A 24,436-nucleotide genomic window follows, 5' to 3' on the forward strand; every position below is an offset into this window, starting at 1 on the left:
AACATTCAGCCCTTCACTACATGTAATATCATAGCTACTATGGCCTCGGCTGACTTCTTACGACAAACCTTTTTCGACCGTTCGCAAACGTCCGTAAGATCTCCCAGGGTAAGACATCTATCTTTCTCTCCACAACCTCTTGATTTACTGTCTTGGTTTTACGTTTACCTTTTGGACTTCAGCTTGTTATGCAGCCTTATCCACCATTTAGCCTCATCAAGTTCCTGTGCGTAGGTTCAAGAGATTTGCGCCACCACTTCCTTCACCCCATCATCGCTGATTTCGGCTTGTGGCTCGCTACACTTGGCGGTAACTACCCGTGACTAGACTTTCACTAGCTAGATAAATGCCATGCCTGGCACACATAAAAAGCGCCGCGGTCGTTCTCGCTATCTTTTGAGTGTCCGAGTAGAAGCTGTCGTAGAAGGGAAAATCCTTCCCATTAAGTTGGTATATATTCGCAATTGCAATAAACGAAACGACTATTTGGTCTTAGCTTCGACCGATATCGATCTGACCGAAGACGAGATCATTCAGCTCTATGCTAGACGCTGGTCGGTGGAAGTCTACTTCAAGATGTGCAAACAATACTTAAAATTAGCCAAGTACCAAGGGATTTCTTATGACGGGATCTTTGCGCATACGACACTGGTAGCTATCGGTTATATGATCCTAGCGGTGCAAGAACGTGAAAGTAAAGACGACCGAACGCTTGGCGAGTTATTTTATCTTCTCATTGATGAGCTTTCCGAGCTTTCTGTATCGGAAGCCATTCTGCAATTACTCGTTTTATTCCAAGAAGCTTTTGCGGATGAATATGTTTTGGATGAAGCCGTATTAAATAACATTATCGAACAGTTCCTTGAAAAACTACCTTCCTCTATACAAAAACAGCTCAAGCAAGCAGGTTGAAGTTAATTTTGTGCATGAGATCCTTGGTATACCAAGGGATACGTATCGAAAAGTAGGTTTCAAGTTTTAGTTATTAATTATACATAGTCACACTGTTTTAGATTTCAGTGTATTTGAAGCTGGGAATTTTCCCGCGATATAGGAAAAATATGGAAATTAGAAGTACAGTCCCATTTACTTTGAAACCCCTATCATTTTGATTTGAATTTGCTAGACTTAAATCAGTAAAACGATTGCAAATTAAATTTATGAGGAAGTGAATGGAGTATGATGCAAAAGATTCAACGCTTTGGCGGAGCAATGATTGTTCCTGTATTATTGCTTGCATTTAATGGGATTATCTTAGCTTTATCCACTGTTTTTCAAAATCCAGATATTGTTGGTTCCATTGCTACAGAAGGAACCTTTTGGAGTAACATTTGGGGCGTCATTGAAGAAGGCGGTTGGACTGTTTTTAATAATATGGAGTTACTCTTTGTTATTGGCCTTCCGATCAGCTTGGCTAAAAAAGCTAGCGGACGTGCAGTATTGGAATCATTTGTTATTTATATGACATGGAATACTTTTATGAACGCTATTTTAGAGACTTGGAATTTTGGTGTTGATTTAAGTGATCCAGAAGCGATAGGAATTAAATCCATTGGTGGTGTGACAACTCTTGATACTAGTATTATCGGAGCGATTTTAATAGCAGGGGTAGCGATTTATTTACATAATCGATTTTATGATACAGCGCTACCTGAATGGCTAGGTGTTTTTTCTGGTTCTTCGTTTGTTGTGATCTTAGGTTTTATCGCAGCTTTGCCATTAGCTTTCTTAGCTGCTTGGGTTTGGCCACCTATTCAAGATGGGATTGCTCAACTGCAAGGTTTTATGGCTTCAAGTGGAACAATCGGTGTAGGTATCTATGTGTTCTTAGAACGAATTTTGATACCAACTGGGTTACACCATTTTATTTACCAACCATTCGATTTAGGTCCAGCAGTCGTTCAAGGTGGAACAATAAGCTATTGGTTCGAACACTTATCTGAATTTGCCAACTCCACGGAATCTTTAAGAGAACTTTTTCCGGGGGGAGGATTCGGTCTTCAAAATGTTTCCAAAGTATTCGCGCCGATTGGTATTGGCGGCGCCTTTATAGCGACTTCTAAACCAGAAAATCGGCAAAAGACAATGGCTTTAGTCATTCCAACAGCACTTACTGCAATTTTATCAGGAATTACAGAACCATTTGAATTTACTTTCTTGTTTTTAGCGCCACAGCTATTTGCTGTTCATGCATTGTTGGCTGCATCAATGAGTATGATTATGTATGCATTAGGTGTATCCGCTTCTATTGGTGGCGGCTTTATTGCAAACTTTTCGCAATTTATTTTACCAATGTGGGCCAACCATAAAGATGCCATATTTATATTTTTAGGTGTTGGATTAGCCTTTTCGGTGATTTATTACTTCCTTTTCCGTTGGGCAATTGTTCGGTTCAATATCAAAACACCTGGACGTGAAGATAGCGGCGAAGTCAAAATGTACAGCAAAAAAGATTTTAAAGAAAAGCAAGCAGCAGGCAGCGTGGCTATGTCTAGTGTGAGAGAAAGTGATAATCCCAATGCACAGAAGGCTGCTCAGTTCATAGAAGGTCTGGGAGGTGCGCAAAACATCACCGATGTGACAAATTGTGCGACCAGATTGCGGGTTTCTGTCGCAGATGAAGGACAAGTACTAGAAGATGATTTCTTTAAAGGAGGCGGTGCGCACGGAGTTGTAAGAAACGGAAAAGCTTTCCAAGTCATTGTTGGTTTGGATGTGCCGAAAGTAAGAGAATTTTTTGAGGAAATTGTAGAAGACGAAAATAAAAATTATGAAGGAGACGAATAGTTTTATGACTTTGAAAAAACAATCAATTGTAGTAGCAGGCGGCGGCAGTACATTTACACCAGGAATCGTGATGATGTTATTAGAAAACTTGGATAAATTTCCGATTCGTTCATTGAAATTTTATGATAATGATAAAGAAAGACAGAAACAAATTGCGGATGCCACAGAAGTGATTATAAAAGAACGGGCACCAGAAATTGAATTTAAAGCAACAACAAATCCAGAAGAAGCTTTTACAGATGTTGACTTTGTCATGGCACATATCCGAGTTGGAAAATACGCCATGCGGGAAAAAGATGAAAAGATCCCAATGAAATATGGTGTTATCGGACAAGAAACTTGTGGTCCTGGTGGGATTGCTTATGGCATGCGTTCTATTCCTGGCGTCTTAGAAATTTTAGATTATATGGAAAAATATTCTCCGAACGCATGGATGCTAAATTATTCCAATCCTGCAGCGATTGTGGCTGAAGCAACAAGAAGATTACGTCCTAATAGCAAGATTATCAATATTTGTGATATGCCAGTAGGAATTGAAATTCGTATGGCTGAAGTATTGGGTCTAGCCTCCCGTAAAGATATGGAAGTACGTTATTATGGCTTGAACCACTTTGGTTGGTGGACCGATATTCGCGATAAAGATGGTAACGATTTGATGCCACAACTTACTGATTGGGTAAAAGAACACGGCTATATTACACCGAAAGAATTAGAAGCGGGTACAGACGAAGAACCAAGTTGGGAATACACTTTTGGTAAAGCTAAAGAAGTACAATGGCTGGATCCCAATACCTTACCTAATACCTATTTGAAGTATTATTTCTATCCGCAAGATGAAGCAGAGCACAGTGATATCAACTATACTCGTGCCAATGAAGTTATGGATAATCGGGAAAAACACGTATTTAGTGAGTGTAACCGCATTTCGAATATCAAAACAGCAGAAGATGCAAAATTAGTTGCAGATGATCATGCTAGTTATATTGTTGATTTAGCTCGGGCGATTGCGTATAACACAAAAGAACGTATGCTTTTAATTGTGCCTAATCATGGCGCAGTAGAGAACTTTGACTCAGAAGGAATGGTAGAGGTCCCTTGTATAGTAGGATCACAAGGTGCTGAACCAATGACTCAAGGTTCAATTCCCCGCTTCCAAAAAGGTTTGATGGAACAACAAGTAGCCGTAGAAAAATTAGTGGTGGATGCTTGGGCTACTAAATCTTATCAAAAATTATGGCAAGCTCTTACATTATCACGTATTGTGCCAAATGCGCGTGTAGCAAAACAAATTTTGGATGATTTGATTGAAGCTAACAAAGAATATTGGCCAGAACTAAAGTAATGGAAAAAAGGTTCTCAGATGCTTAAATAGTGTCTGGGAACCTTTTTTAATAAAATAAAATAAACAAAATAGCAATAACTTTTAGCAGCATATCCACCTTGTGTTACAATTAAAACACAAGAAGATGGAGGATGAATTATTTTGAGTATAGAAGCTTTAATTAATGAACATTATGACTATTTAAATGAAAATGACCAACATATTTCTCAATATATTATAAAACATGAAGAAGAATGTAAACGTTTATCGATCACTCAACTAGCGGAAGCTACATTGACTTCAAAATCTTCAATTTTACGTTTTACGCAAAAATTAGGTCTTTCAGGCTATAGTGAATTCAAGTATGCATTAAAGCAACAACATACATATCGTAAAGAAGAAAGTTCCTTTGTCGCTATGCAACAAGAGGACCTTTTACAAACAGCTAAACTTTTTAATCAGCAGAATATTATACCTGCTTTGCAAACTTTTGATCAAGCAAAATCAATTTATTGTTATGGCACTGGTTGGGGACAAAGAGATGTTTTACAAAGCTTTATACGTAGCGTCATTCCATTACAACGTTTTCCTATACATTTACAATCACAAAAAGAGTTGAGTCTGGTTTTAAACGGTTCTATTACTGAAAAGGATTTGATGATTATTTTATCATTAAGCGGAGAAAATAAACCACAAGAAAATGTTTTAAATCGAATGAAATTAAAAAATATTCCTATCTTATCGATCACTAATATGAGTAGGAATCGTTTAGCCTCCAAAGCAACTTATAATTTATACTATCAATCGACGGAAATAGGTCAATCCAGCGATGAAATTTTCAGTATGATGCCCTTATTTCAAATTATGGATTTGTTTTATCGCGCTTATGTAGATTATAAGCAGATTGATTTAGAGCAGTTATGAGGTGTTAATAAAAAGAAGGAAAAGATGTTGATACAAGTCATCTTTTCCTTCTTTTTTGTTATATCATCTTATTTGCTTTACATGCGGATAGTGGGAGTCGAACCCACACGAGCGTTATGCTCACATGAACCTGAATCATGCTTGTCTACCAATTCCAACACATCCGCTTTACAACAAAGTTTATTATATCAATGTTTATAGCTTTGTCAATAAGCTTCAAAAATGCTGTTTTGTCATTTTATTATCATTATTACTTTGTTAACAGAAAACTGTATTTCTTGATGATAATCAATTTTTTTCTCTGGTTTTTTCACTACACTGTAATTGTGAAAAGGAGGAGACAAATGAAAATACAACAGTATATTATGCAACATAAAAATCAGTTAACGTTTATTACTGGAATATTCATCATTTTTGCTGGGATCGCGCAGTTTGTCTTTATGGAGAGGCTTTTTTATCAAAGTTTTCTAATTATTGCTTCGATCATTGGGGTGTTACCAATTTTTTTACAAGCATATCAAGCGTTAAAAGTACGAGTACTCAGTATTGATTTGTTAGTAACTATCGCAGTTTTTGGTGCTTTTTTGATAGGAGAATATAATGAGTCAGCGATTGTTACCTTTTTGTTTTTATTTGGTAGTTTTTTAGAACGAAAAACCTTAGAAAAAACACGTACAGCTATTCAGTCTTTGACCAAAATGGCTCCTAAAAGTGCTCTAAAAATATTAGATGATGGAACAAGCGAAACGGTTGAAATTGAGGCTATTGCTAAAGATGATCGTTTATTAGTAAAAACGGGTGGTCAAGTACCGGTAGATGGAGTGATTGATGAAGGAGAAGGTTACTTAGATGAAGCCAGTGTAACTGGTGAATCGAAACAAAGAAAAAAGGGAAAAGGTGACGACGTCTTTGCGGGAACTTTTTTAGATAATGGCACGCTAAAAATAAAAACTAAAAAAGTTGGGGAAGATACTACTTTTGGTAAAATTATTGAGTTAGTGGAAGAAGCACAAGATAGTAAGTCTAGTGCTGAGCGTTTTATCGATAAGTTTGCCAAGTATTATACACCACTCGTCCTTATTTTATCTTTAATTGTCGGTATTTTGACACAAGATGTTCGCTTAGCCATTACTATTTTAGTTCTAGGGTGTCCTGGAGCTTTGGTTATTGGTGTCCCAGTTTCAAATGTTGCCGGTATTGGAAGTGGTGCTAAAGATGGCATATTGATTAAAGGTGGCGAGGTTATTGACAGTTTTAGTAAAGTTGACACTTTTGTATTTGACAAAACGGGCACTTTGACATTAGGTAAGCCAAGTGTTGCTGCTATCAAAAGTTACACAGAGGATTTAAGCGACAGTTTAAAAGTAGTCGCTAGTGTTGAAAGAGAATCTGATCATCCATTGGGACAAGCGATTTTAGACTATGCAAAGATGTCCAGTTATCTGCCAGTTACTCAAACAAACGTAGTTAAAGGTCAAGGAATTAAAGCAATATTGGATGATAAAAAGGTACTTGTTGGTAATAAATCCTTGATGAACGCAAATAATATTAAACTTACGAAAAAAATAAAAGATGATACTCATCAATTACAAATTAGCGGACATTCTTTAGTGATGGTGGCAATTGATGGGCAATTGTCTTTATTGATTGGTATTAAAGATCAGATTCGTCCAGGAGTAAAAGAGACATTATCCCATCTAAAAGAAATGGGTATAAAAGAGCTAATCATGCTAACCGGTGACAATCAAGAAACAGCAGAAAGTACTGCAGAAGAACTTGGAATAACTAAGGTTTATGGAAATTTAATGCCAGAAAATAAAGCCGATTATATCCGCAAATTACAAAATGAAGGTCATCAAACAGCTTTTGTCGGTGATGGTGTTAACGATAGCCCATCTCTTACTTTAAGTGATATTGGAATTGCTATGGGAGGCGGTACAGAAGTCGCTATTGAAACGTCAGATGTTGTTTTAATGAAATCAAATTTTGAAAAATTAGCAGAAGCTTATCGTTTAACGAAAAAAACATTGCGGAATATGCAGGAAAATATCTTAATTGCACTAACAACCATATTGCTGTTGTTATTAGGTTTGGTTTTTGGCTATATCTATATGGCTAGTGGTATGTTTATCCATGAATTAAGTATCTTAATTGTCATCTTTAATGGCATGCGTTTATTACTAAGTTATAAGAAAAAACGCAAAACTTGATAAGTATCAATTTTTTTCTTTTATAAAATAATTTAAGATAGCTATGAAAATAAAAGAGGAGGAATTTTATTATGGAAAAAGTAATCATTCAATTAGGGACGCTTACTTGCCCTTCATGTATGCAAAAAATCGAACAAGCAATCAAAAAGGAAGATGGCGTAGCTAAAGTGAAAGTATTATTTAATGCAAGTAAAGTAAAAGTTGAACTTGATTCGAGTGTGACAGATGCTTTAATAATCCAACAAACGATTAAAAAGTTAGGCTATACCGTAGAAAATACCAAGACAAAGGAGTTATCTTAATGACTCCAGAAGAAAAATACCAACAAGAATTAATTCAAAGTGAAAAAGACCATCATACGCCGACAGCTGGAGCAATGATTGGACATGTTCTGGCCAATTTGTATATCCACCAGAATAAATTAAGACAAGTTGTTTATTATATAAAGGGAGTAGAGCGAAGTTTTGTTCAAGAAGTGTTTCCTGAATTGATTGTTAAAGAAAGCCATTTATTTGACGAGTTAAATTATTTGATGCTAGATGAAGACGAGGTTATACCTACAATTACAGAAGAATTTACCCAATATAGTATGTTAGAAGAAAATGGACGTTTAAAGTACGAAACAGGAAAGGATCTGTTGATGGAGGTTGTTAAAGATTTTAGTACTCAATTAATGTTTATTACTCGAGGAGTAAGGTTGTCAGAAGATGAAAGTAAGTTTGGTCTTGCGAAATTTTTAAAACAGTTATACTCTTGGATAAAACATCAAATTTATAGTATACAAAGTTATTTAGGACACGAAGTTTCTGAAGGTTTAGAAGAAGACTAAGAAGAATAAAAAGAGGATGATTATGGAGCATAAAGAGCATTTATGTGTCACGTTAGTTCCCTTATTTAACCATTTGGACTTGCAAGATCAAAAAAGAATTCATCAATTAGTTAGACATACCGTTTATAAAAAAGGAGAAACAGTATTTTCTCCTTTTGATGACCCTCAATTGGTCATTCTGGCAAAAGGTCTTTTAAAAGTTTATCAACTTTCGCCAAATGGAAAAGAACAATTACTACGCGTGGTGGAACCTGGCGGCTATGAAGGTGAAGATGTGTTGTTTGGTGTAAAAAATAACAACTTGTTTGGCGAAGCTTTACAAAATATCGAGATCTGTGTACTAAAACAAAGTGATTTTCAAAAACTTTTAAAAGACTATCCGCAATTAAGTATAAAACTTTTAACAATTAATGCTGAAAAAAACGCTAAAGTTGAGGAACAGACGCAATTTCTAACTATGGAGAGAATTGAAGAACGATTGGCAACTTATTTGTTAGATTTAGCAAAAGCTACGGAAAGTTCCCAAATAAAAATTCCTATGAAAATGAAAGAACTAGCTGGTTTTCTAGGCACGACACCAGAAACATTGTCGCGTAAATTGAAATCTTTGGAAAAGGATCAACTGATTAAAAGAGATAAACAAACAATTCGAATTCTCGATTCAGAAAGTTTAGAAGAAATATAAAAAGAAGCATACTAAACTTTTTTCGCAAAACTAGAAAAAATAAGCAGAATTACCCTGGATTTAAAAAAACTAAGGTTACTTTGTCAGGTTAGCTCTAGATTTAAAAATTTTACAAGCTTCTTTGCTAGTCCAACTCTAAATTTAAAAAAATCTAGGGCTAGTTTGCTAGACTAGCTCTAGATTTAGTAAATTCTAAGGTTACTTTATCAGTCTAACTCTAGTTTTGTAGTTCTTTTCGAGCTTTTTCAATTTGGGCTTTTACTTGATCAAAACCAGTGCCGCCTGTTGAATTGCGACTTTTCACGGCGGTTGCGGCACTTAATTTATCGTAAACGTCTGCTTCAATAACAGGAGAGACTTCCTGGTATTTTTTTAGGGGGATATCTTGCAGATAGCTTCCTTGTTGAATACATTCTAAAACTAATTTACCTACAATTTCGTGTGCTTGTCGAAAGGGTATGCCTTTATTGGCTAAATAGTCAGCTAATTCTGTTGCATTAGAAAAATCCTTTTCCGTTGCCTGCTGCATATTTGTTGGATTTACTTTCATTGTCTTGATCATGTCACTCATAATTTCTAAACTAGTGATAGCCGTTTCTGAAGTGTCAAACATGCCTTCTTTATCCTCTTGAAAGTCTTTATTATAAGCTAGAGGTAAACCTTTCATAACGGTTAATAACTGAGTTAAATTCCCGTAGACACGTCCTGTTTTACCACGGATTAGTTCCGCCATGTCCGGGTTTTTCTTCTGAGGCATGATTGAACTTCCGGTAGAAAAAGTATCTGTTAGTTCAACAAACTGAAACTCGTAAGTACACCATAGAATAAGCTCTTCGCAAAAACGAGAAAGATGCATCATCAACAAGGAAGCATTACTTAAAAACTCTAAAATAAAATCTCGATCACTAACGGCATCCAAGCTGTTATCATAAATATCAGAAAATCCTAATTCATCCGCTGTCATTTGACGATCAATAGGAAAAGTAGTGCCAGCTAAAGCTGCTGCGCCTAAGGGGGAGATATCGATACGTGATAAACTTTCTTGCATACGTTCTTGATCGCGTGTCAGCATTTGATAATAAGCTAATAAATGATGACCGAAAGAGATAGGTTGAGCGTGCTGCATATGCGTGTAACCAGGCATAATGGTTTCGACATTTTCTTCGGCTTTACCTAGCAACACACTACGTAATTGGTGCAATTTTTTGATGACAAGGATCACAGTTTCTTTGAGGTATAGATGCATATCCGTTGCTACTTGATCATTACGACTACGTGCTGTATGAAGTTTACCAGCAACTGGGCCAATTTCCTCAGTCAAAAGGGATTCAATATTTAGATGTATATCTTCGTTTTGAATTGTGAAAGTTAATTCGTCATTAGCTAATTTTTCTTGCAAGTTTTCTAACCCTGTTTGAATTTGTTGCATCTCGTCTTTTGTAATAATAGCGCAAGCGCCTAGCATTTTAACATGAGCTAAGCTGCCCAAGATATCTTCTTTAGCCAGTTGATAGTCAAAAGAAATAGAGGCCCCAAATGTATCTACCCAGTCTTTGTTTTCACCAGTAAAACGACCGCCCCAGAGCTTTTTCATTTGCTTTCCTCCTCAGCTGCTTGTTGTGCTTGTACTTCAGCGTGAACTTTTGAAGGTAACCCCCATAGTTTAATAAATCCAACCGCGGCTTCTTGGTCAAAAGTGTCAGCGGAAGTATAAGTTGCTAGATTTTCGTTGTATAAACTATTCTTAGATTTTTTACCTTCGCAAATGATGTTTCCCTTAAACAATTTCAAACGAACCACGCCATTAACGTTTTCTTGTGAACTTTTAATAAAAGCGACAAGCGCTTTTGTAAGTGGATTGAACCAAAGTCCGTCGTAAATGGTTTGAGCTAATTGATTTTCGATCATCGGTTTGGTATGAGCCAGTTCACGGGCAAAAACTAAATCTTCTAATTCTTTGTGAGCATGCATCATAGTTAAAGCACCTGGGCATTCATAAACTTCTCGAGATTTAATACCTACTAAACGATTTTCTACATGATCGATTCGTCCGATACCATGTTTACCTGCTAGAGTATTAAGTGTAGAAGTAATAGAGGTCAGACTCATTTTTTTATCATTGATAGCAATAGGGACTCCTTTTTCAAAAGCTAATTCCAAGCTATCTGGTTTATCAGGTGTATTAGACAATTCATTTGTTATTCCATAGGCGCCTTCTGGTGGAGTAGACCAGGGATCTTCAAGGGCGCCGCACTCACAAGCTCGGCCCCACAAGTTTTGATCAATCGAATAAGGATTATCCAAATCAGCAGGAATAGGGACATTATTAGCCTGTGCATAAGCGATTTCTTCCTCACGTGACCACTGCCACTGGCGCACTGGTGCAATCACTTTTAAACTAGGATCTAGTGATGCAATAGCAACTTCAAAGCGAACTTGATCGTTTCCTTTGCCGGTACAACCATGAGCGATTGTTGTTGCGTTAGTTTTATGTGCTAATTCAACTAATTTTTTTGCAATAAGTGGACGTGACAGTGCGGAAACCAGCGGATAGGAATTTTCATAAAAAGTATTTCCTTGTAAAGCGATTAGAGCAAAGTCTTGTAAAAATTCTTCTTTTGCATCAATGGCATAAGACTGGCTTGCTCCGACCATTAATGCTTTATCTCGAATTGCTTGGATATCTTTTCCTTCACCAATATCTAGGCAACATGCAATAACATCATATCCTTGATCGGTCAACCATCGAACTGAAACAGAAGTATCTAAACCTCCTGAATAAGCTAAAACAACTTTTTCTTTCATAATTATGCATCCCCTAAATTGAATTTAAACTATATGTTAGCAAATTACTTTTATTTAATCAATAGATCAGCGAATAAATATTCATTATTTTTTTATATGAGTTGTATTTATGCAATCATAGTGTATAAATCTTTAGCTGTTGACTTAAAAATAAATTTGTGATGATTTGTACAATACTTATTGACGGTTTTCTGATACTTGTGCTATGTTTATTTCGTAAGATAATAAAAAAATTTTGAACGAAAGTTGGCTTTTTAAATTTTAAAGCAAGCGGTTTCGCTTATTTTTAAACAAAGGAGCAAATTATGATGGAAATTTTATTAGATACTGCAAATATTGAAACAATCAAAAAGTATGAGGCTATTCTTCCATTAGCAGGCGTAACAACTAATCCTTCGATCATAAAAAAAGAAGGGAAAATTGATTTTTTTGCGCATATGAAAGCAATTAGGGAAGTGATTGGAGAAAAACGTTCGCTGCATATACAAGTGGTGGCAAAGGATAAAGTAGGGATGTTAAAAGATGTAGAAGCTATATCGGAGCAATTGGGAAGAGAGATTTATTTCAAAGTTCCTGTAAGTAGTGAAGGTTTAAAAGTAATTAAGGCCTTAAAAAAAGAAGGATTAAATGTAACGGCTACAGCTATTTATACTAAATTCCAGGCTTATTTAGCAATTGCAGCGGGTGCAGATTATATTGCGCCTTATTTTAACCGTATGGAAAATTTAAATATCGATGCTAGAAAAGCTTTGAAAGCTATGGCAAATGAAATACAAGCGAGTAATAGTCAAACTAAAATCGTAGCTGCTAGTTTTAAAAATGTAGGTCAAGTGACTACTGCCTTAGAACAAGGGGCCCAAGCGGTAACGGTTGCACCAGATATTATTGGTCAAGCTTTAGCAATGCCGTCAATTGCTCAAGCGGTGGATGATTTCACTGGAGATTGGGAGAGTATTTTTGGTGAAAACAGTACAATTGCTGACTTAAATGAGTCTTAATTTTGGTGATAAAAGGTGTTTAATAGGAGTTAAGGCTATAAAAAAATAAAAACAGGACAAGAGTCATTTCTAGGGTCTATAATATTTAGTGTTGTTACTAAAAAAATTAGTAATAACACTAATTTTTTATATAACAAAAAAGCATTTGTTTCCTTTATAATTAAGTTGGACACCAAAATAAAAGGAGAAAACAAATGCTTCAATACAAAGATATCAAAATTAAAGATCAAAATCTAGATGTAGGCCTTAAAAACTTACTCAATATTAAGGACCCTCACATCTTTTTTTCCGCTCAAGCAGTTCAAAAAGAACCCATTCATCATCGAATGACGAATGTCTTTTACGGTGTCCTTACCTACACCCCGAAAGCTTGCGAATGTTGTGGCCTCATAAATGAAGAGAATCTTCTTATTAAACATTCGCCAAAGGCTTCGGATATTCAATTAATTCCTTATCAGGAAGTGCCCAGCGTTTTACGCTTATTTAAGCAACGATTTTATTGTAAATCCTGTCATCATACTTTTAGTGCCAGGACCTATTATATCGCCAAAGACTGTTATATTTCGCAAGCCTTGAAGTTTGCCATTGCGATAGACTTGAAGAAAAAACTATCGATGAAAGATATTGCTTTACGCTATGGGGTCTCATTTAAAACCGTGGAACGCGTATTGGATACCTTCTATCAAGGACTTAAATTCAATCCCAACCATTTACCGAAACATTTGCTAATCGATGAATTCAAAGGCACGAAGGACTGTGAAGGAGCCATGTGTTTTATCTTCAGTGACGCTCAGACAGGAAAAATTATCGATATCTTGGACGATCGCCGCAATTTCAAACTGATTGCTTACTTTCAACGATTTACTCAACAAGCGCGGAAAAGAGTCCAACATGTGGTTATGGATATGAATTCGGCTTATGGAAAAATGATCCCTCAAGTATTTCCGAAGGCCAAGATTCTTGTGGATCATTTCCACATTATCCAACAGATTTCTCGAGCTTTTAACCAGCAGCGGATTCGGTCGATGAACCAGCTGGACAAAAAGAGCGCCCAACAAATGAAGGATTATCGCAAATTAAAAAAATACTGGAAACAGCTCCAAAAAAAGCATAAAAACTTGGGGTACGACCATTTGAAACAGTTCCCTCTTTTTCGCCAAAAATATGTGACGGAATCGGAAGTTGTGGATTACTTATTAACCATTGATCCCGTGCTTAAGGCTTCTTATGATGTTTATCAAGATCTGCTTGACGCTTTTGAAAACGGCAAAGCGCAACCATTTTTCGCTATCATTGATCAACTGTCGCCTTTATTAGAAGAACCCTTTAAAAAATCCTTACGTCACCTCCAAAAGTACCGTAAAGAAATTACCTTATCTTTTACTCAACCGTATTCCAACGGCAAACTTGAAGGGAAAAACAACTTGATTAAAGTAATTCAACGGATTGCCTTTGGCTTTCGTTCTTTTAATCATCTACGTAAGCGAGTGCTTATTCAACAAGGGCTTCTTGAGATCTTATAAAATAACAAAAAAAGAAGAACCGAAGTCCTTCTTTTTATAAAGGTTTTGCTTAAACAACACTATTTGACAAAGAGCCCATTTCTACTGGCTCTTGTCCTGTTTTTTATTGAATATCGTCTTTTGTGAGGTCATTGTGAAAGACTTTTTTGCTACGCTCATACCGAATATCTTCTTTTCCTGCTTGGCTATTAACGACGCGGGCTAAGGCAAAGAAGTAATCTGATAACCGATTGACAAATTTCAACGCAAAGGGATTTACCTGTCCTTGCTTTTGAAAGCTAACCATTTCTCGTTCCGCTCGTCGTGCAACGGTACGAGCCATATGCAGTTGCGCACTTTCCGGCGTGCCACCTGGTAGGATGAAATAATCAATCTCGGCTGGGATATCTGCATAAAAATCTATCCGTGCTTCCAACCACGCTATATCTTCTTTTTTGACTACGTAAGGGTAGAGTGGGTCGCTTGCATTTCTCGTTCTGGGTGAAATTTTTCCTATTTCTTTAAATGTGGGTGTAGCAAGATCGTTGCCACAATCAAATAAATAATGTTGGATGTAAACGAGTTCTTCTTTGAAGTTAACTGCCAATTCGTGCAAGCTAGCAATATATCCAACTAAACTATTTAATTCATCGATCGTTCCATAAGCTTCGATACGAGGATCATCTTTTGTTACTTCAAGGCCACCGATAAGTTTGGTTGTTCCTTGATCACCAGTACGAGTATAAATTTGCATTATTTTCCTCCTTAGCTTACAAACCGCAACGTAATTGTGCTTGACAATTTGTGCAAGTGTTACAACCACCTATATCCTTAACAATGCCTTGTCGACAAATTGGACAAGTATTACCAACATCAGAACCGTAGATCACATCATCTGTATGTCCTTCTTGTTGAATATGATCATTTTCTGCTTGTTCCACTAATTGTTCTAATTCGTCAGAATCATCTACAATACGAATATCTTCTGTTTCAAACAAGGAGGTTTGTTTTTCTGTTTCTTTTTCTGATTGTAGTGTTAATACTTGAGAATCACGTGAGCCGTCTACATAAACCGTACCCCCTTTAGCATTGCCATCATATAGACGTTCGTAGATAGTTGCTACTTGTTCGACGGTATAACCTTTAGGTGCATTTACAGTTTTAGAGATCGAACTATCAACCCAACGTTGAATGGTGGTTTGCACATCAACATGTTCTTCGGGCGCTAATTCCATAGAAGAAACGAAAAATTCAGGCAAGTGACTAGCATCAGATTCTGGATGTTCATTTAAGTATTCTTGTACAATTTCAGCATTTACTTCCATAAATTTACCTAAGCGTCCACTACGATAATATTTAAAGGCAAAATAAGGCTCTAACCCAGTGGCAACGCCCACCATAGTACCAGTACTGCCGGTAGGAGCTACAGTTAATAGGTGAGAATTACGGATGCCGTGCGCTAAAATATTTTCACGAATATCTTGCGGCATATCTTTCATGTAGCCAGTTTGAATGAAACGTTGTCTTAGTTTTTGTGTTTCTTCTTCGGTTTCTCCAATTAAAAATGGGAAGCTGCCCTTTAATTTTGCTAAACGAATGGACTCCCGATAAGCTGTAGTTGCAATTGTTTCAAAAATCTTGTCAACAACTTGGTTTCCTTCTTTAGAACCATATCGATGATGGGTGTAAATAAGTAAATCGGCAAGCCCCATGACGCCAAGCCCGACACGACGTTCACCTAATGCTTGTTTTTTGTTTTCTTCTAAGAAATAAGGTGTTGAGTCAATGACATCATCTTGCATTTGTACAGCAATCTTGACTGTTTCCATTAATTTGTCATAGTCCACTTCAGCAGTGTCTTTATTTGCCATATTCGCTAAATTGATGGCGCCTAAATTACAAACTGAGTTAGGCGCTAAAGGTTGTTCGCCGCATGGGTTGGTTGCAACAACTTTTTGACCATAAGCGATAGCGTTTGTCTTATTATTGGCATTATCGATAAAAAAGATGCCTGGTTCTGCGGAATAAGTTGCGCAGATATTAATCAATTTCCATAATTCACGCGCCTTAATTGTTCGATAAGTTGCCACTTGATAGCCTAAGTCTTCCCACTGACGCACATCGCCAATTTCCGGCCATTTGTTGTCATAATCATCCATTTCTTCTTGACTATAATTGAACAAGTCGGGGAAACGAAGTGGCCATTCTTCATTGTTTTTAACAGCTTGCATGAAATCATCCGTTAGTGTTAAAGATATGTTAGCGCCTGATAAAAACTCAGAATTATTTACACTGTAAGTACCACCGTCATTTAATTTTGTTTGTGCTTCTTTAATTGTTGCAGATGAAACTGTTTCTGTTTTGTTTTCTTGATTAACGATAAATTGATACATTTCACGTTCACTTTGTAAAAGAGGAGTGAAATTCAATTTTTCATGAACGGCTTGCTTGATTTGGCTGTCATTTGTATTTTCTAGTAAGTAGCGTAAAATACGTGCATTTTGCATTTTTGACACAATAAATTCAATAATATCTGGATGCCAATCAGCCAGCATAATCATCTGCGCACCACGGCGACTGCCGCCTTGTTCCACTAAGTGAGTTAATTTCGCAATATCATCTAGCCATGAAACAGAGCCGGAAGATTTACCATTAACGCCTCGCACGATTGCATTTCTGGGACGTAAAGCAGAACCATTACTACCAACACCGCCTCCACGACTCATAATTTCCATTACTTTTTTGCGATGTTCGGCAATTCCACTTCTTGAATCTGGGACAAAAGGCATAACATAACAATTGAAATAGGTGACATTAGCCCCAGATCCGGCACCGTAAAGAACTCGGCCAGCAGGGACAAAGTTCATTTCTTTTAATTGTTGATAAAATCCTTCTTCAATCATCGTCTTGCTACCAATAGTTTGGTCTACTCTTGCTAGAGCGTGAGCAACACGTTTTGTAATTTGTTCATAAAAAACTTCTAGAGGTTTGTCAATTTCGTTTAAATGACGAGTAACGATACCTGAAGCTTGTTCATCGGGATCTTCAATAGAAAAACGGTAAGCTTCTTCTACTAGAATATCTGCTTCTTGCTGCTGATCGTCAATTTTTTGAACGATTCCTACGCCACGTGCTGGGTAATTGGGATCACTTTTAACTGTTAAAACAATTAAATCTCCTACTGCAAGTGTACGCTGTTGCACATCTTTATAAGCGTAACGATCAAGCATGACTAAGCGCGAAACGCCTTGTCTTGTTGTATACATATCATCTGTAATAGGGGAAACTTGTGGGAATTGTTTAATATCTTGATTTAACTTTTCAATATCAAGTTCGGGTTCTTTTATTTGTACGCTCATTTTAAAAACTCCTTTAAGACAACCATTTGGAAATACTATATATTGTGTTTTCGTTGTGTTTCCATCCGATATATTGTATAACTTAGTATAATGGTCATAACTATTTTTAGCAATAGCTAAACAAAAAATTACATGCGACACTTTTAAATTTCTATAGTAAAATAAAAGAAGAGGTGAGTGTGATGATACATGATGCTTTGTATTGGGCAGAGCAATTAAAAAAACAAAAAATTTCTTTTGAAGAATTATTGACGTTAATTGAAAATAGGGTAGAAAAAGATAATCAAAAAATAAATGCACTGGTAACTTTTGCCAAAGAAGATGCTAAAAAACAGTATGAAGCTAGTAAAAATATAGAAAAATCGCCTTTTGCTGGTTTGCCCTTGCCTTTAAAAATGTTAGGTCAGGATAAAAAGGGGTGGCTATCTACTGCTGGCAGTCACTTATTAAAAACAAATCGTGCACCAGTCAGTAATCATTTTGTGCAGGCTTTGGAAACAGCAGGATTGATTCCTTTAGGGCAAACAAATGCTCCAGAATTCGGTTTTAAAAATGTTACAGACCCGACACTTTATGGTAATACACGTAATCCTTGGAATCTTGATTATTCTCCGGGGGGTTCAAGCGGAGGTGCAGCAGCTAGTGTGGCTTCTGGTATGTTTCCACTTGCTGCGGCCAGTGATGGTGGTGGCTCAATTCGTATTCCGGCATCTTTTAGTGGTTTAATTGGATTAAAACCTACTCGCGGAACGATGCTCGTTGGTCCTGCAGGATTTCGTGCTTGGCAGGGAGCTTCAATTTCTTTTGCTTTAAACGTTTCAATGCGAGATACAAAGACGCTTTTTTATGCGATAAGAGGTACAGAAAAAGCAGCGCCTTATCAAGCGCCAAAAGTTGAATGGGAGCATACGAGAAGCGCGAATAAAAAAGGACTCAAAATTGCTTTTGTTACAACTTCGCCAGTGGATAGTGAAGTATCAGAAGAGGCGATGACGGCAGTAAAAAATGCAGTTTCTTTTCTAACAAAAGAAGGGCATAGGATAGAAGAAATTTCTTTACCGATCAAAGGTAAAAAGCTAATGCAATCTTATTATCATATGAATGGCGCAGAAACAGCCGCTATGATAGAAGAACTTTCCTATAATTTAGCGCGTCCGATCGAAAAAGAAGATATGGAATTGATGTCTTGGGGTCTGTACCAATATGGTATGAAACAGTCAGCAGCTAGTTATATTCATAATCTTAATACTTGGGATCAAGCAGCAGCGCAGATGGAAGAGCTATTTGAAAACTATGATTTGTTATTAACGCCTACCACAGCCTATTCAGCTCCTAAAATCACTGATGATTTACAAAGTAATACTATTCGCACACAATTAGCACAAATACAAAATTATTCCTTAAAACAAGCAGGAGATTTGGTTTATGAAATGTTTGATAAAAGCTTACGATTTTCGCCATTCACTCAATTAGCAAATTTAACTGGACAACCTGCAATCAGTTTACCTACTCATTTAACCAATGAAGGCCTTCCTTTGGGGATTCAGTTTATGGCAGCTAAAGGTCGTGAGGATTTACTTTTTGAAGTTGGAGAGCTATTTGAAAACAATCAACAATTTCACTTACCTGCTTATTATCAATAGCTTTTGAGCGCTTCATGAGCACTTTTTGGAAGTTTCTTATATGAAAGAAAAACGCTGGGTAGGTGTTTTATTACCCAGCGATTATAAGACAGAGATTACATAGTATCCAATGGCATACATGCACGATAGCCAGAATATTTTTTCAGTCTGGAGAATACCATTTTGAAAAATATCAGGTAGATCATTTTCGGTGAGTTTTTAGCTTTTGCTTTAAATGTATACTAAGCTGTTTATTGTTCATTTCAAAACTTTCCTAACAGACAAAAACTTGTTGGGAAGGTTTTTTCATCAGAAAATACACGACCTTCTGCTACAGGAAGATCTAGCATTTGGAGTTTTTTCATACTCGATTTCTTTTTGATTGGCTCAAAGTCTGTAAGGGTATAGCCCACTACATTGAAATCTGTTCGCAATTGCGCGTCTAACTCCAACCAATGTTCGTTATGGGATTCAATTCTATCGATTTTACCATATTTATGGGCGAAAAAAGCAACTGCACGATACATTTGATCGTAATCATTCATGTCATCTACACGGTAATATTCAGTTAGAGCGTTTTTTAAAGTATCGCTTAGTTGATCATAAGCGATATCAGCAATTCCTAAGGTATTAAAGCCTCTTTCTCGTAAACAAACAGCAAATGTGGAAAAATTCTCGGGAAAATGCGGCGAAATAATAATGAAATTTTTGGGCTGTTTCATATGATCGACTTCCTTTTTGAGTATATTAACATATCTTTGCAGGTAAAGCGAGCAATTGTCCGAAAAATCTGATTATTCTAACGATTATTTCGCTTTCAATAATTAAATAAAAAATCAACTAAGTTGTATTGCAAGATAGTTACATTTTTACTAAACTATATGGTAATACAAGTTAGTCTTAGCCAAATAAATAAAAATCATTCATGACTTTTAAATATAAAGTAGGTGGGATAATTGTCGATACGAAGTCAATTATTAAAGGGAATATTGGAAGGATGCATTCTTGCACTACTCGATCGTCAAGTTGTATACGGATATGAATTATCAGTGAAACTTCAAAGTTACGGCCTTTTTGTCAGTGAAGGTTCGATATATCCAATTTTATTGCGATTACAAAAAGAACAATTAATTACAGGCGAGATGAAAAAGTCACCGGCAGGGCCGAATAGAAAATACTATTATCTGACAAAAGAGGGCACAAAAGCACTCGTTGATTTTAAAGCAAATTGGGAAACGATCAAGTTACCGGTTGATCGGTTATTGGATAAGGAGGAATAAGATGGATGCAGAAGCGTTAGTGCAATTGAATAATGAAAAGCGCAAACAGCTATCTCAAGAAAATAAAAAGTACTATGAGGATATGATGATTTACATACGAGCCTCTTATAATACATCTGATCAAGAAATGGAAGAAATTTTAGTTGAGCTGCTCGATCACTTAATAGAGGCACAAGCAGAAGGAAAGACAGCAAAAGATGTTTTTGGGAAGCAACCAAAGAAATATGCCAATGAAATCCTTGGAGAGCTTCCCAAAGGAGTAACTAAAAAGCATATACAATATTTCATTATGTTTGTATGTTACTTTTTGGCGGCAGTGAGCATGACTTCTGGTATTTTTAACGGGCTGGGCCCTTATATTTTTAGTGTAGATTCATGGAGTAAGACTTATTACTTGGGAGCTTTTGCGCTTAAAGTTTTGCTAGATATTCCGATTGCGTTTTTTATCATGTATTTATCCCTTCAGTATATTCGCTGGACTTGTTTCAAAGAGATCAACAATAAAAGATTTCTTTTTTTATCTGGCCTTTTTGGTATTTTTGCAGTAGGACTATTTGTTTTGGTCGTTTTGATCATACCTGATCTAGGACCAAAAGTTGAATTACCATTTTATATCATTATATTATTTGGTCTTGTTTTGTATTTGATAGGAAGAAAAGCACGTAAGGCTATCTAAAGCAAAATGGTTATTTTAATAAATATTGCTAAAAACTGGAAAGTTTTTGGTGGGCGAATGGATAAAAACAATAAAAAGGTCAAAACTTTTCCTTTATGAAAATTTATTGTATAATCAACATTTGTGAAGAGTTAAAAAGAAATTTATTTTTAAAAGTTAGATAAGAACGCTCGTGATGGTTATCATGAGCTTGTTCATTTGAGGAGAAAAATGATTGATGTTTTCAAGTTATAAACCAAGTTGGATGATCGAGTCAATTTATAAAATTACACCTGAGCAATTAAAAAACGTTGGTATAAGGGTTGTTTTGACTGATCTTGATAATACTTTAATCGCCTGGGATCATCCCGATGGTACTGATGAGCTAAGAAAATGGTTGGAAGAAATGAAAGACACTGGTATTGCTGTTGTGGTTGTATCAAATAACAGCGCGCAACGCGTTAGTAGGGTGACAGATAAACTAGGACTGTCTTATGTTGCACGAGCACTTAAACCTCTTCCTGTTGGGATCAATAGGGCATGTAGACAGCTAAATGTGAATAAAGAAGAAGTAGTTATGCTAGGAGACCAGCTTATGACTGATATTAAAGCAGCAAATAGTGCTGGTGTATGGAGCGTTTTGGTTAAACCAGTAGTAAATACTGATGGTTGGAAAACGCGTTTTAATCGTTTTTTTGAACGTAAGATCATGAAGTATTTGCAAAAAAAATATTCTGATATGAAATGGCAAGGTGAAATAAAATGACAGAAGCCCTTCAATGTATTGGTTGTGGAGCTGTTATTCAAACAGAAGATAAAAATAAAATAGGTTATACGCCAAAATCAGTTTTGGAAAAAGGATTGGAATCTGGCGAAGTTTATTGTCAACGTTGTTTTCGTCTGCGCCATTATAATGAGATTCAAGATGTCTCATTGACCGACGATGATTTTTTAAGGTTATTAAATGAAATCGGGCAAAAGGATGCACTTATTGTCAATGTGGTAGATATTTTTGATTTTAATGGTTCAATAATACCTGGTTTGCATCGCTTTGTGGGAGACAATCCCGTATTATTGGTAGGTAATAAAGTAGATGTGTTACCTAAGTCTTTAAAAAAGACCAAATTAAAACAATGGATGAAAGAACAAGCCCACGATAAAGGCTTACGTCCAGTCGATGTATTATTGACTAGTGCCAAAAGAAACGATGATTTAGATACTTTACTAGACATGATAGAAAAGTATCGTGAAGGTCGTGATGTTTATATTGTAGGTGTAACAAATGTAGGTAAATCTACATTGATTAATCAGATTGTTCAAAAAACAGCGGATGTTAAGGAGTTAATCACTACTTCAAAATTTCCTGGAACAACATTAGATAAAATTGAAATTCCTTTAGAGGATGGTCAATTTTTAATAGATACACCTGGGATTATCCATCATCATCAAATGGCGCATTTTCTAGGGGAAAAAGATCTTAAAATTATCGCGCCCCAAAAAGAAATTAAGCCTAAGATCTATCAATTAAACGCTGGACAAACATTGTTTTTAGGTGGTTTAGCGCGTTTTGATTTTATTAAAGGAGAAAAAAGCTCTTTTACCGTTTTTGTTTCAAATGATCTAATGATTCATCGAACCAAATTAGAAAACGCGGATAAATTTTATGAAAAACACTTAGGTGAACTATTACAACCCCCACGTAATGAAGAAAAAGAAAACTTCCCTGAATTGGAACGTTTTGAATTTTCTATTAAAGAAAAAACGGATATTGTTTTTGCCGGCTTGGGCTGGGTTACAGTGAAAGGCTCAGTTGTGGTCAGTGGTTGGGCACCCAAGGGCGTCGATGTTATTACACGTAAAGCGCTGGTTTAGGAGGACGTTATGGAATTAAGAGGAAAGCAAAAAAGTTTTTTGAAGAGTCAAGCTCACCATTTACAACCGATTTTTCAGATTGGTAAAGGTGGATTAAATGATCAACTGATCGTACAAATCGGCGAAGCTTTAGAAAAACGAGAATTGATTAAAGTAAGTTTACTACAAAATACCGATGAAGAAGCTAGTGAGGTAGCGTCGATTTTAGAAGAAAAATTGGACTGCCAAGTAGTTCAAATCATCGGGCGTGTGCTAGTGATTTTTAAAATTTCAAATCAAGAAAAAAATCAAAAGATTTCTGCTGCTGTAAAGAAAGTGTAGTTATTGGAGGCGCATGAGAAGTTGAAACAGCAAGTGATGAGTAATGTACAGACATTTGTAGAAGTTAAAGAACAAAGGAATTCAAAGAAAAAACAAGTAGGAATTTTAGGAGGAAACTTTAATCCTGTTCATATAGCGCATTTGATCATGGCAGATCAAGTCGGCAGATCAATAGGTTTAGAAAAGGTTTATTTGATGCCGTCTAATGAACCGCCCCATGTGGACCCTAAAGAAACAATTGATGTTTCAGATCGATTAAAGATGTTAGAGTTAGCCATTGCTGATAATCCTTTACTTGATATTGAAAAAAGTGAAATCAATCGTCAAGGTAAAAGCTATACTTATGAAACCATGAAAATCTTAACAGAGAAATATCCCGATACTGATTTTTATTTTATTCTCGGTGGAGATATGGTGGAGTATTTACCCAAGTGGTATAAAGTTGATGAACTAATGCAATTGGTTCAATTTGTAGGAGTCAAACGACCTAATTATCCAACTGAAACTTCTTATCCAATTATTTGGATCGATGTACCTGATATGAATATCAGTTCTACAGATTTACGGAAAAAAATTGCACAAGGTTGTTCGGTGAACTATCTCTTGCCAGAAAATGTGTTACACTATATTCAAGAAAAGGGGTTGTATCTTGATGAAATATGATGAAAATACTCGAGCAACCTTATTGGAAAAAATTAAAGCAGCGATGAGCGAAAAACGTTTTAACCATGTATTAGGAGTAGAAGCAGCTGCCCTATCTTTGGCTGAAAGATATGGAGAGTCTAAGGAAAAAGTAAGTATTGCTGCATTGACTCATGATTATGCCAAGGAACGTTCGGACAGTGAATTTAAACAAGTCATTCGTGACTATGACTACGACTTAGATTTATTGAATTGGAATAATGCGATTTGGCATGGTCTTGTAGGTGCACAATTCGTCGAAAAAGAACTTGGAATTACTGATGAGTCCATTTTGCAAGCGATCCGTTTACATACAACTGGGGCTTCTCAAATGAGCTTGCTAGATAAAATCATTTATGTAGCAGATTATATTGAAGCTGGAAGAGATATCCCTGGTGTAGAAAAAGCACGTGCTATTGCTAAAAAAGATTTGGATGAAGCAGTAGCTTATGAAACTAAACATACACTGGCTCATTTAATAGATATTAATGCGCCGATTTACCCTAAAACGATTGAAACTTATAACCGCTGGGTGGCAAAAAAGAACTAAGATAAATAAGAGGTGAACGAAAATAGATAGTCAAC

At 36.2% G+C, this 24,436-nt stretch carries 21 protein-coding genes, 1 tRNA gene and 2 pseudogenes; 18 read left to right on the forward strand and 6 right to left on the reverse strand.

The features are described from left to right. Positions 1-363: 363 nt before the first annotated feature. From AC806_RS04455 to AC806_RS04470, 4 genes and pseudogenes are all read left to right on the forward strand, one after another. Positions 364-912 (forward strand): annotated as a pseudogene (locus AC806_RS04455) (IS4-like element ISTeha4 family transposase); the annotation flags it as partial. Positions 913-1,179: 267 nt separating this feature from the next. Then, the gene (locus AC806_RS04460; protein ID WP_061840431.1) at positions 1,180-2,787 is read left to right on the forward strand and encodes an alpha-glucoside-specific PTS transporter subunit IIBC; all 1,608 of its coding nucleotides are present in this window, start codon (positions 1,180-1,182) and stop codon (positions 2,785-2,787) included. 4 nt (positions 2,788-2,791) lie between these two features. After that, positions 2,792-4,129 carry a 6-phospho-alpha-glucosidase gene (locus AC806_RS04465; RefSeq protein ID WP_231960512.1) on the forward strand — a complete coding sequence of 446 codons (1,338 nt, stop codon included), beginning with the start codon at positions 2,792-2,794 and terminating at the stop codon, positions 4,127-4,129. Between the two features lie 141 nt (positions 4,130-4,270). Beyond that, positions 4,271-5,032, forward strand: coding sequence for a MurR/RpiR family transcriptional regulator (locus tag AC806_RS04470; RefSeq protein ID WP_069028867.1), 762 nt, complete (start codon positions 4,271-4,273; stop codon positions 5,030-5,032). 82 nt (positions 5,033-5,114) lie between these two features. Here the strand turns inward: AC806_RS04470 and AC806_RS04475 are convergent. Next, positions 5,115-5,199: transfer RNA gene (locus AC806_RS04475), tRNA-Leu, on the reverse strand. Between the two features lie 177 nt (positions 5,200-5,376). On the opposite strand from AC806_RS04475, the gene AC806_RS04480 reads away from it, so the two are divergent. The 4 genes from AC806_RS04480 (at position 5,377) to AC806_RS04495 (ending at position 8,756) form a co-directional block, all read left to right on the forward strand. Further along, entirely contained in the window at positions 5,377-7,242 is a 1,866-nt protein-coding gene (locus tag AC806_RS04480) for a heavy metal translocating P-type ATPase (protein WP_069028868.1), read from the forward strand. Positions 7,243-7,313: 71 nt separating this feature from the next. Next, complete coding sequence (locus AC806_RS04485; RefSeq protein ID WP_069028869.1) at positions 7,314-7,544, forward strand: heavy-metal-associated domain-containing protein; 231 nt, start codon at positions 7,314-7,316, stop codon at positions 7,542-7,544. Then, a complete protein-coding gene (locus AC806_RS04490; protein ID WP_069028870.1) occupies positions 7,544-8,071 on the forward strand; it encodes a ferritin family protein in 528 nt (175 codons plus the stop codon). The genes AC806_RS04485 and AC806_RS04490 overlap by 1 nt, the downstream gene beginning before the upstream one ends. 22 nt (positions 8,072-8,093) lie before the next feature. Continuing rightward, positions 8,094-8,756, forward strand: a complete 663-nt coding sequence (locus AC806_RS04495) for a Crp/Fnr family transcriptional regulator (protein WP_041591806.1) — start codon at positions 8,094-8,096, stop codon at positions 8,754-8,756. A 217-nt stretch (positions 8,757-8,973) separates the two neighbouring features. Here AC806_RS04495 and argH read toward each other — a convergent pair whose 3' ends face one another. Both argH and AC806_RS04505 read right to left on the reverse strand, forming a co-directional pair. Next, positions 8,974-10,350, reverse strand: coding sequence for an argininosuccinate lyase (gene argH, locus AC806_RS04500; protein ID WP_069028871.1), 1,377 nt, complete (start codon positions 10,348-10,350; stop codon positions 8,974-8,976). Further along, positions 10,347-11,561 carry an argininosuccinate synthase gene (locus AC806_RS04505; RefSeq protein WP_014124633.1) on the reverse strand — a complete coding sequence of 405 codons (1,215 nt, stop codon included), beginning with the start codon at positions 11,559-11,561 and terminating at the stop codon, positions 10,347-10,349. Before AC806_RS04505 ends, argH begins: the two co-directional genes overlap by 4 nt. 308 nt (positions 11,562-11,869) lie before the next feature. Between AC806_RS04505 and AC806_RS04510 the strand changes: the two genes are divergently transcribed. Next, positions 11,870-12,559, forward strand: a complete 690-nt coding sequence (locus AC806_RS04510; RefSeq protein ID WP_014124634.1) for a fructose-6-phosphate aldolase — start codon at positions 11,870-11,872, stop codon at positions 12,557-12,559. Between the two features lie 194 nt (positions 12,560-12,753). After that, a complete protein-coding gene (locus tag AC806_RS04515) occupies positions 12,754-14,082 on the forward strand; it encodes an ISL3 family transposase (RefSeq protein WP_012345024.1) in 1,329 nt (442 codons plus the stop codon). A 103-nt stretch (positions 14,083-14,185) separates the two neighbouring features. On the opposite strand, the gene AC806_RS04520 is transcribed toward AC806_RS04515, so the two are convergent. Then, on the reverse strand, positions 14,186-14,815 hold the full coding sequence (locus AC806_RS04520) for a cob(I)yrinic acid a,c-diamide adenosyltransferase (RefSeq protein WP_069028872.1): 630 nt from the start codon (positions 14,813-14,815) through the stop codon (positions 14,186-14,188). 16 nt (positions 14,816-14,831) lie between these two features. After that, positions 14,832-17,420: a vitamin B12-dependent ribonucleotide reductase gene (locus AC806_RS04525; protein WP_069028873.1), complete on the reverse strand. Its 2,589-nt coding sequence runs from the start codon at positions 17,418-17,420 to the stop codon at positions 14,832-14,834. A gap of 185 nt (positions 17,421-17,605) precedes the next feature. Here AC806_RS04525 and AC806_RS04530 point away from each other — a divergent pair, with 185 nt between their 5' ends. Further along, positions 17,606-19,063, forward strand: a complete 1,458-nt coding sequence (locus AC806_RS04530) for an amidase (protein WP_180991216.1) — start codon at positions 17,606-17,608, stop codon at positions 19,061-19,063. A gap of 284 nt (positions 19,064-19,347) precedes the next feature. On the opposite strand, the pseudogene AC806_RS04535 reads toward AC806_RS04530, so the two are convergent. After that, positions 19,348-19,764: pseudogene (locus tag AC806_RS04535) on the reverse strand (ATP-grasp domain-containing protein); the annotation flags it as partial. Positions 19,765-19,998: 234 nt separating this feature from the next. On the opposite strand from AC806_RS04535, the gene AC806_RS04540 reads away from it, so the two are divergent. From AC806_RS04540 to yqeK, 7 genes are all read left to right on the forward strand, one after another. Then, positions 19,999-20,322, forward strand: a complete 324-nt coding sequence (locus AC806_RS04540; protein WP_069028875.1) for a PadR family transcriptional regulator — start codon at positions 19,999-20,001, stop codon at positions 20,320-20,322. Between the two features lies 1 nt (position 20,323). Beyond that, entirely contained in the window at positions 20,324-20,998 is a 675-nt protein-coding gene (locus AC806_RS04545; protein ID WP_069028876.1) for a DUF1129 family protein, read from the forward strand. A gap of 217 nt (positions 20,999-21,215) precedes the next feature. Continuing rightward, positions 21,216-21,743 carry a YqeG family HAD IIIA-type phosphatase gene (locus tag AC806_RS04550; protein WP_069028877.1) on the forward strand — a complete coding sequence of 176 codons (528 nt, stop codon included), beginning with the start codon at positions 21,216-21,218 and terminating at the stop codon, positions 21,741-21,743. Next, positions 21,740-22,849, forward strand: a complete 1,110-nt coding sequence (gene yqeH / locus AC806_RS04555) for a ribosome biogenesis GTPase YqeH (protein ID WP_069028878.1) — start codon at positions 21,740-21,742, stop codon at positions 22,847-22,849. Before AC806_RS04550 ends, yqeH begins: the two co-directional genes overlap by 4 nt. 9 nt (positions 22,850-22,858) lie before the next feature. Next, entirely contained in the window at positions 22,859-23,170 is a 312-nt protein-coding gene (gene yhbY / locus AC806_RS04560; protein WP_069028879.1) for a ribosome assembly RNA-binding protein YhbY, read from the forward strand. A 36-nt stretch (positions 23,171-23,206) separates the two neighbouring features. After that, the gene (locus AC806_RS04565) at positions 23,207-23,833 is read left to right on the forward strand and encodes a nicotinate-nucleotide adenylyltransferase (protein WP_197492673.1); all 627 of its coding nucleotides are present in this window, start codon (positions 23,207-23,209) and stop codon (positions 23,831-23,833) included. Continuing rightward, positions 23,823-24,401, forward strand: a complete 579-nt coding sequence (gene yqeK, locus AC806_RS04570; protein ID WP_069028881.1) for a bis(5'-nucleosyl)-tetraphosphatase (symmetrical) YqeK — start codon at positions 23,823-23,825, stop codon at positions 24,399-24,401. The genes AC806_RS04565 and yqeK overlap by 11 nt, the downstream gene beginning before the upstream one ends. Positions 24,402-24,436: the final 35 nt, after the last annotated feature.

Origin of the sequence: Tetragenococcus halophilus (assembly GCF_001712815.1) — a bacterium.
GTDB classification, from domain to species: domain Bacteria; phylum Bacillota; class Bacilli; order Lactobacillales; family Enterococcaceae; genus Tetragenococcus; species Tetragenococcus halophilus.

Excerpts from the sequence above, each read along its gene's own strand:
- yqeK (WP_069028881.1), top strand. The coding sequence starts at position 23,823 with ATGAAATATGATGAAAATACTCGAGCAACCTTATTGGAAAAAATTAAA.
- AC806_RS04460 (WP_061840431.1), top strand. The coding sequence starts at position 1,180 with ATGATGCAAAAGATTCAACGCTTTGGCGGAGCAATGATTGTTCCTGTA.
- AC806_RS04465 (WP_231960512.1), top strand. The coding sequence starts at position 2,792 with ATGACTTTGAAAAAACAATCAATTGTAGTAGCAGGCGGCGGCAGTACA.
- yhbY (WP_069028879.1), top strand. The coding sequence starts at position 22,859 with ATGGAATTAAGAGGAAAGCAAAAAAGTTTTTTGAAGAGTCAAGCTCAC.
- AC806_RS04490 (WP_069028870.1), top strand. The coding sequence starts at position 7,544 with ATGACTCCAGAAGAAAAATACCAACAAGAATTAATTCAAAGTGAAAAA.
- AC806_RS04495 (WP_041591806.1), top strand. The coding sequence starts at position 8,094 with ATGGAGCATAAAGAGCATTTATGTGTCACGTTAGTTCCCTTATTTAAC.
- AC806_RS04515 (WP_012345024.1), top strand. The coding sequence starts at position 12,754 with ATGCTTCAATACAAAGATATCAAAATTAAAGATCAAAATCTAGATGTA.
- AC806_RS04505 (WP_014124633.1), bottom strand. The coding sequence starts at position 11,561 with ATGAAAGAAAAAGTTGTTTTAGCTTATTCAGGAGGTTTAGATACTTCT.
- AC806_RS04565 (WP_197492673.1), top strand. The coding sequence starts at position 23,207 with ATGAGTAATGTACAGACATTTGTAGAAGTTAAAGAACAAAGGAATTCA.
- AC806_RS04550 (WP_069028877.1), top strand. The coding sequence starts at position 21,216 with ATGTTTTCAAGTTATAAACCAAGTTGGATGATCGAGTCAATTTATAAA.
- AC806_RS04480 (WP_069028868.1), top strand. The coding sequence starts at position 5,377 with ATGAAAATACAACAGTATATTATGCAACATAAAAATCAGTTAACGTTT.
- AC806_RS04525 (WP_069028873.1), bottom strand. The coding sequence starts at position 17,420 with ATGAGCGTACAAATAAAAGAACCCGAACTTGATATTGAAAAGTTAAAT.
- yqeH (WP_069028878.1), top strand. The coding sequence starts at position 21,740 with ATGACAGAAGCCCTTCAATGTATTGGTTGTGGAGCTGTTATTCAAACA.
- argH (WP_069028871.1), bottom strand. The coding sequence starts at position 10,350 with ATGAAAAAGCTCTGGGGCGGTCGTTTTACTGGTGAAAACAAAGACTGG.
- AC806_RS04510 (WP_014124634.1), top strand. The coding sequence starts at position 11,870 with ATGGAAATTTTATTAGATACTGCAAATATTGAAACAATCAAAAAGTAT.
- AC806_RS04485 (WP_069028869.1), top strand. The coding sequence starts at position 7,314 with ATGGAAAAAGTAATCATTCAATTAGGGACGCTTACTTGCCCTTCATGT.
- AC806_RS04520 (WP_069028872.1), bottom strand. The coding sequence starts at position 14,815 with ATGCAAATTTATACTCGTACTGGTGATCAAGGAACAACCAAACTTATC.
- AC806_RS04545 (WP_069028876.1), top strand. The coding sequence starts at position 20,324 with ATGGATGCAGAAGCGTTAGTGCAATTGAATAATGAAAAGCGCAAACAG.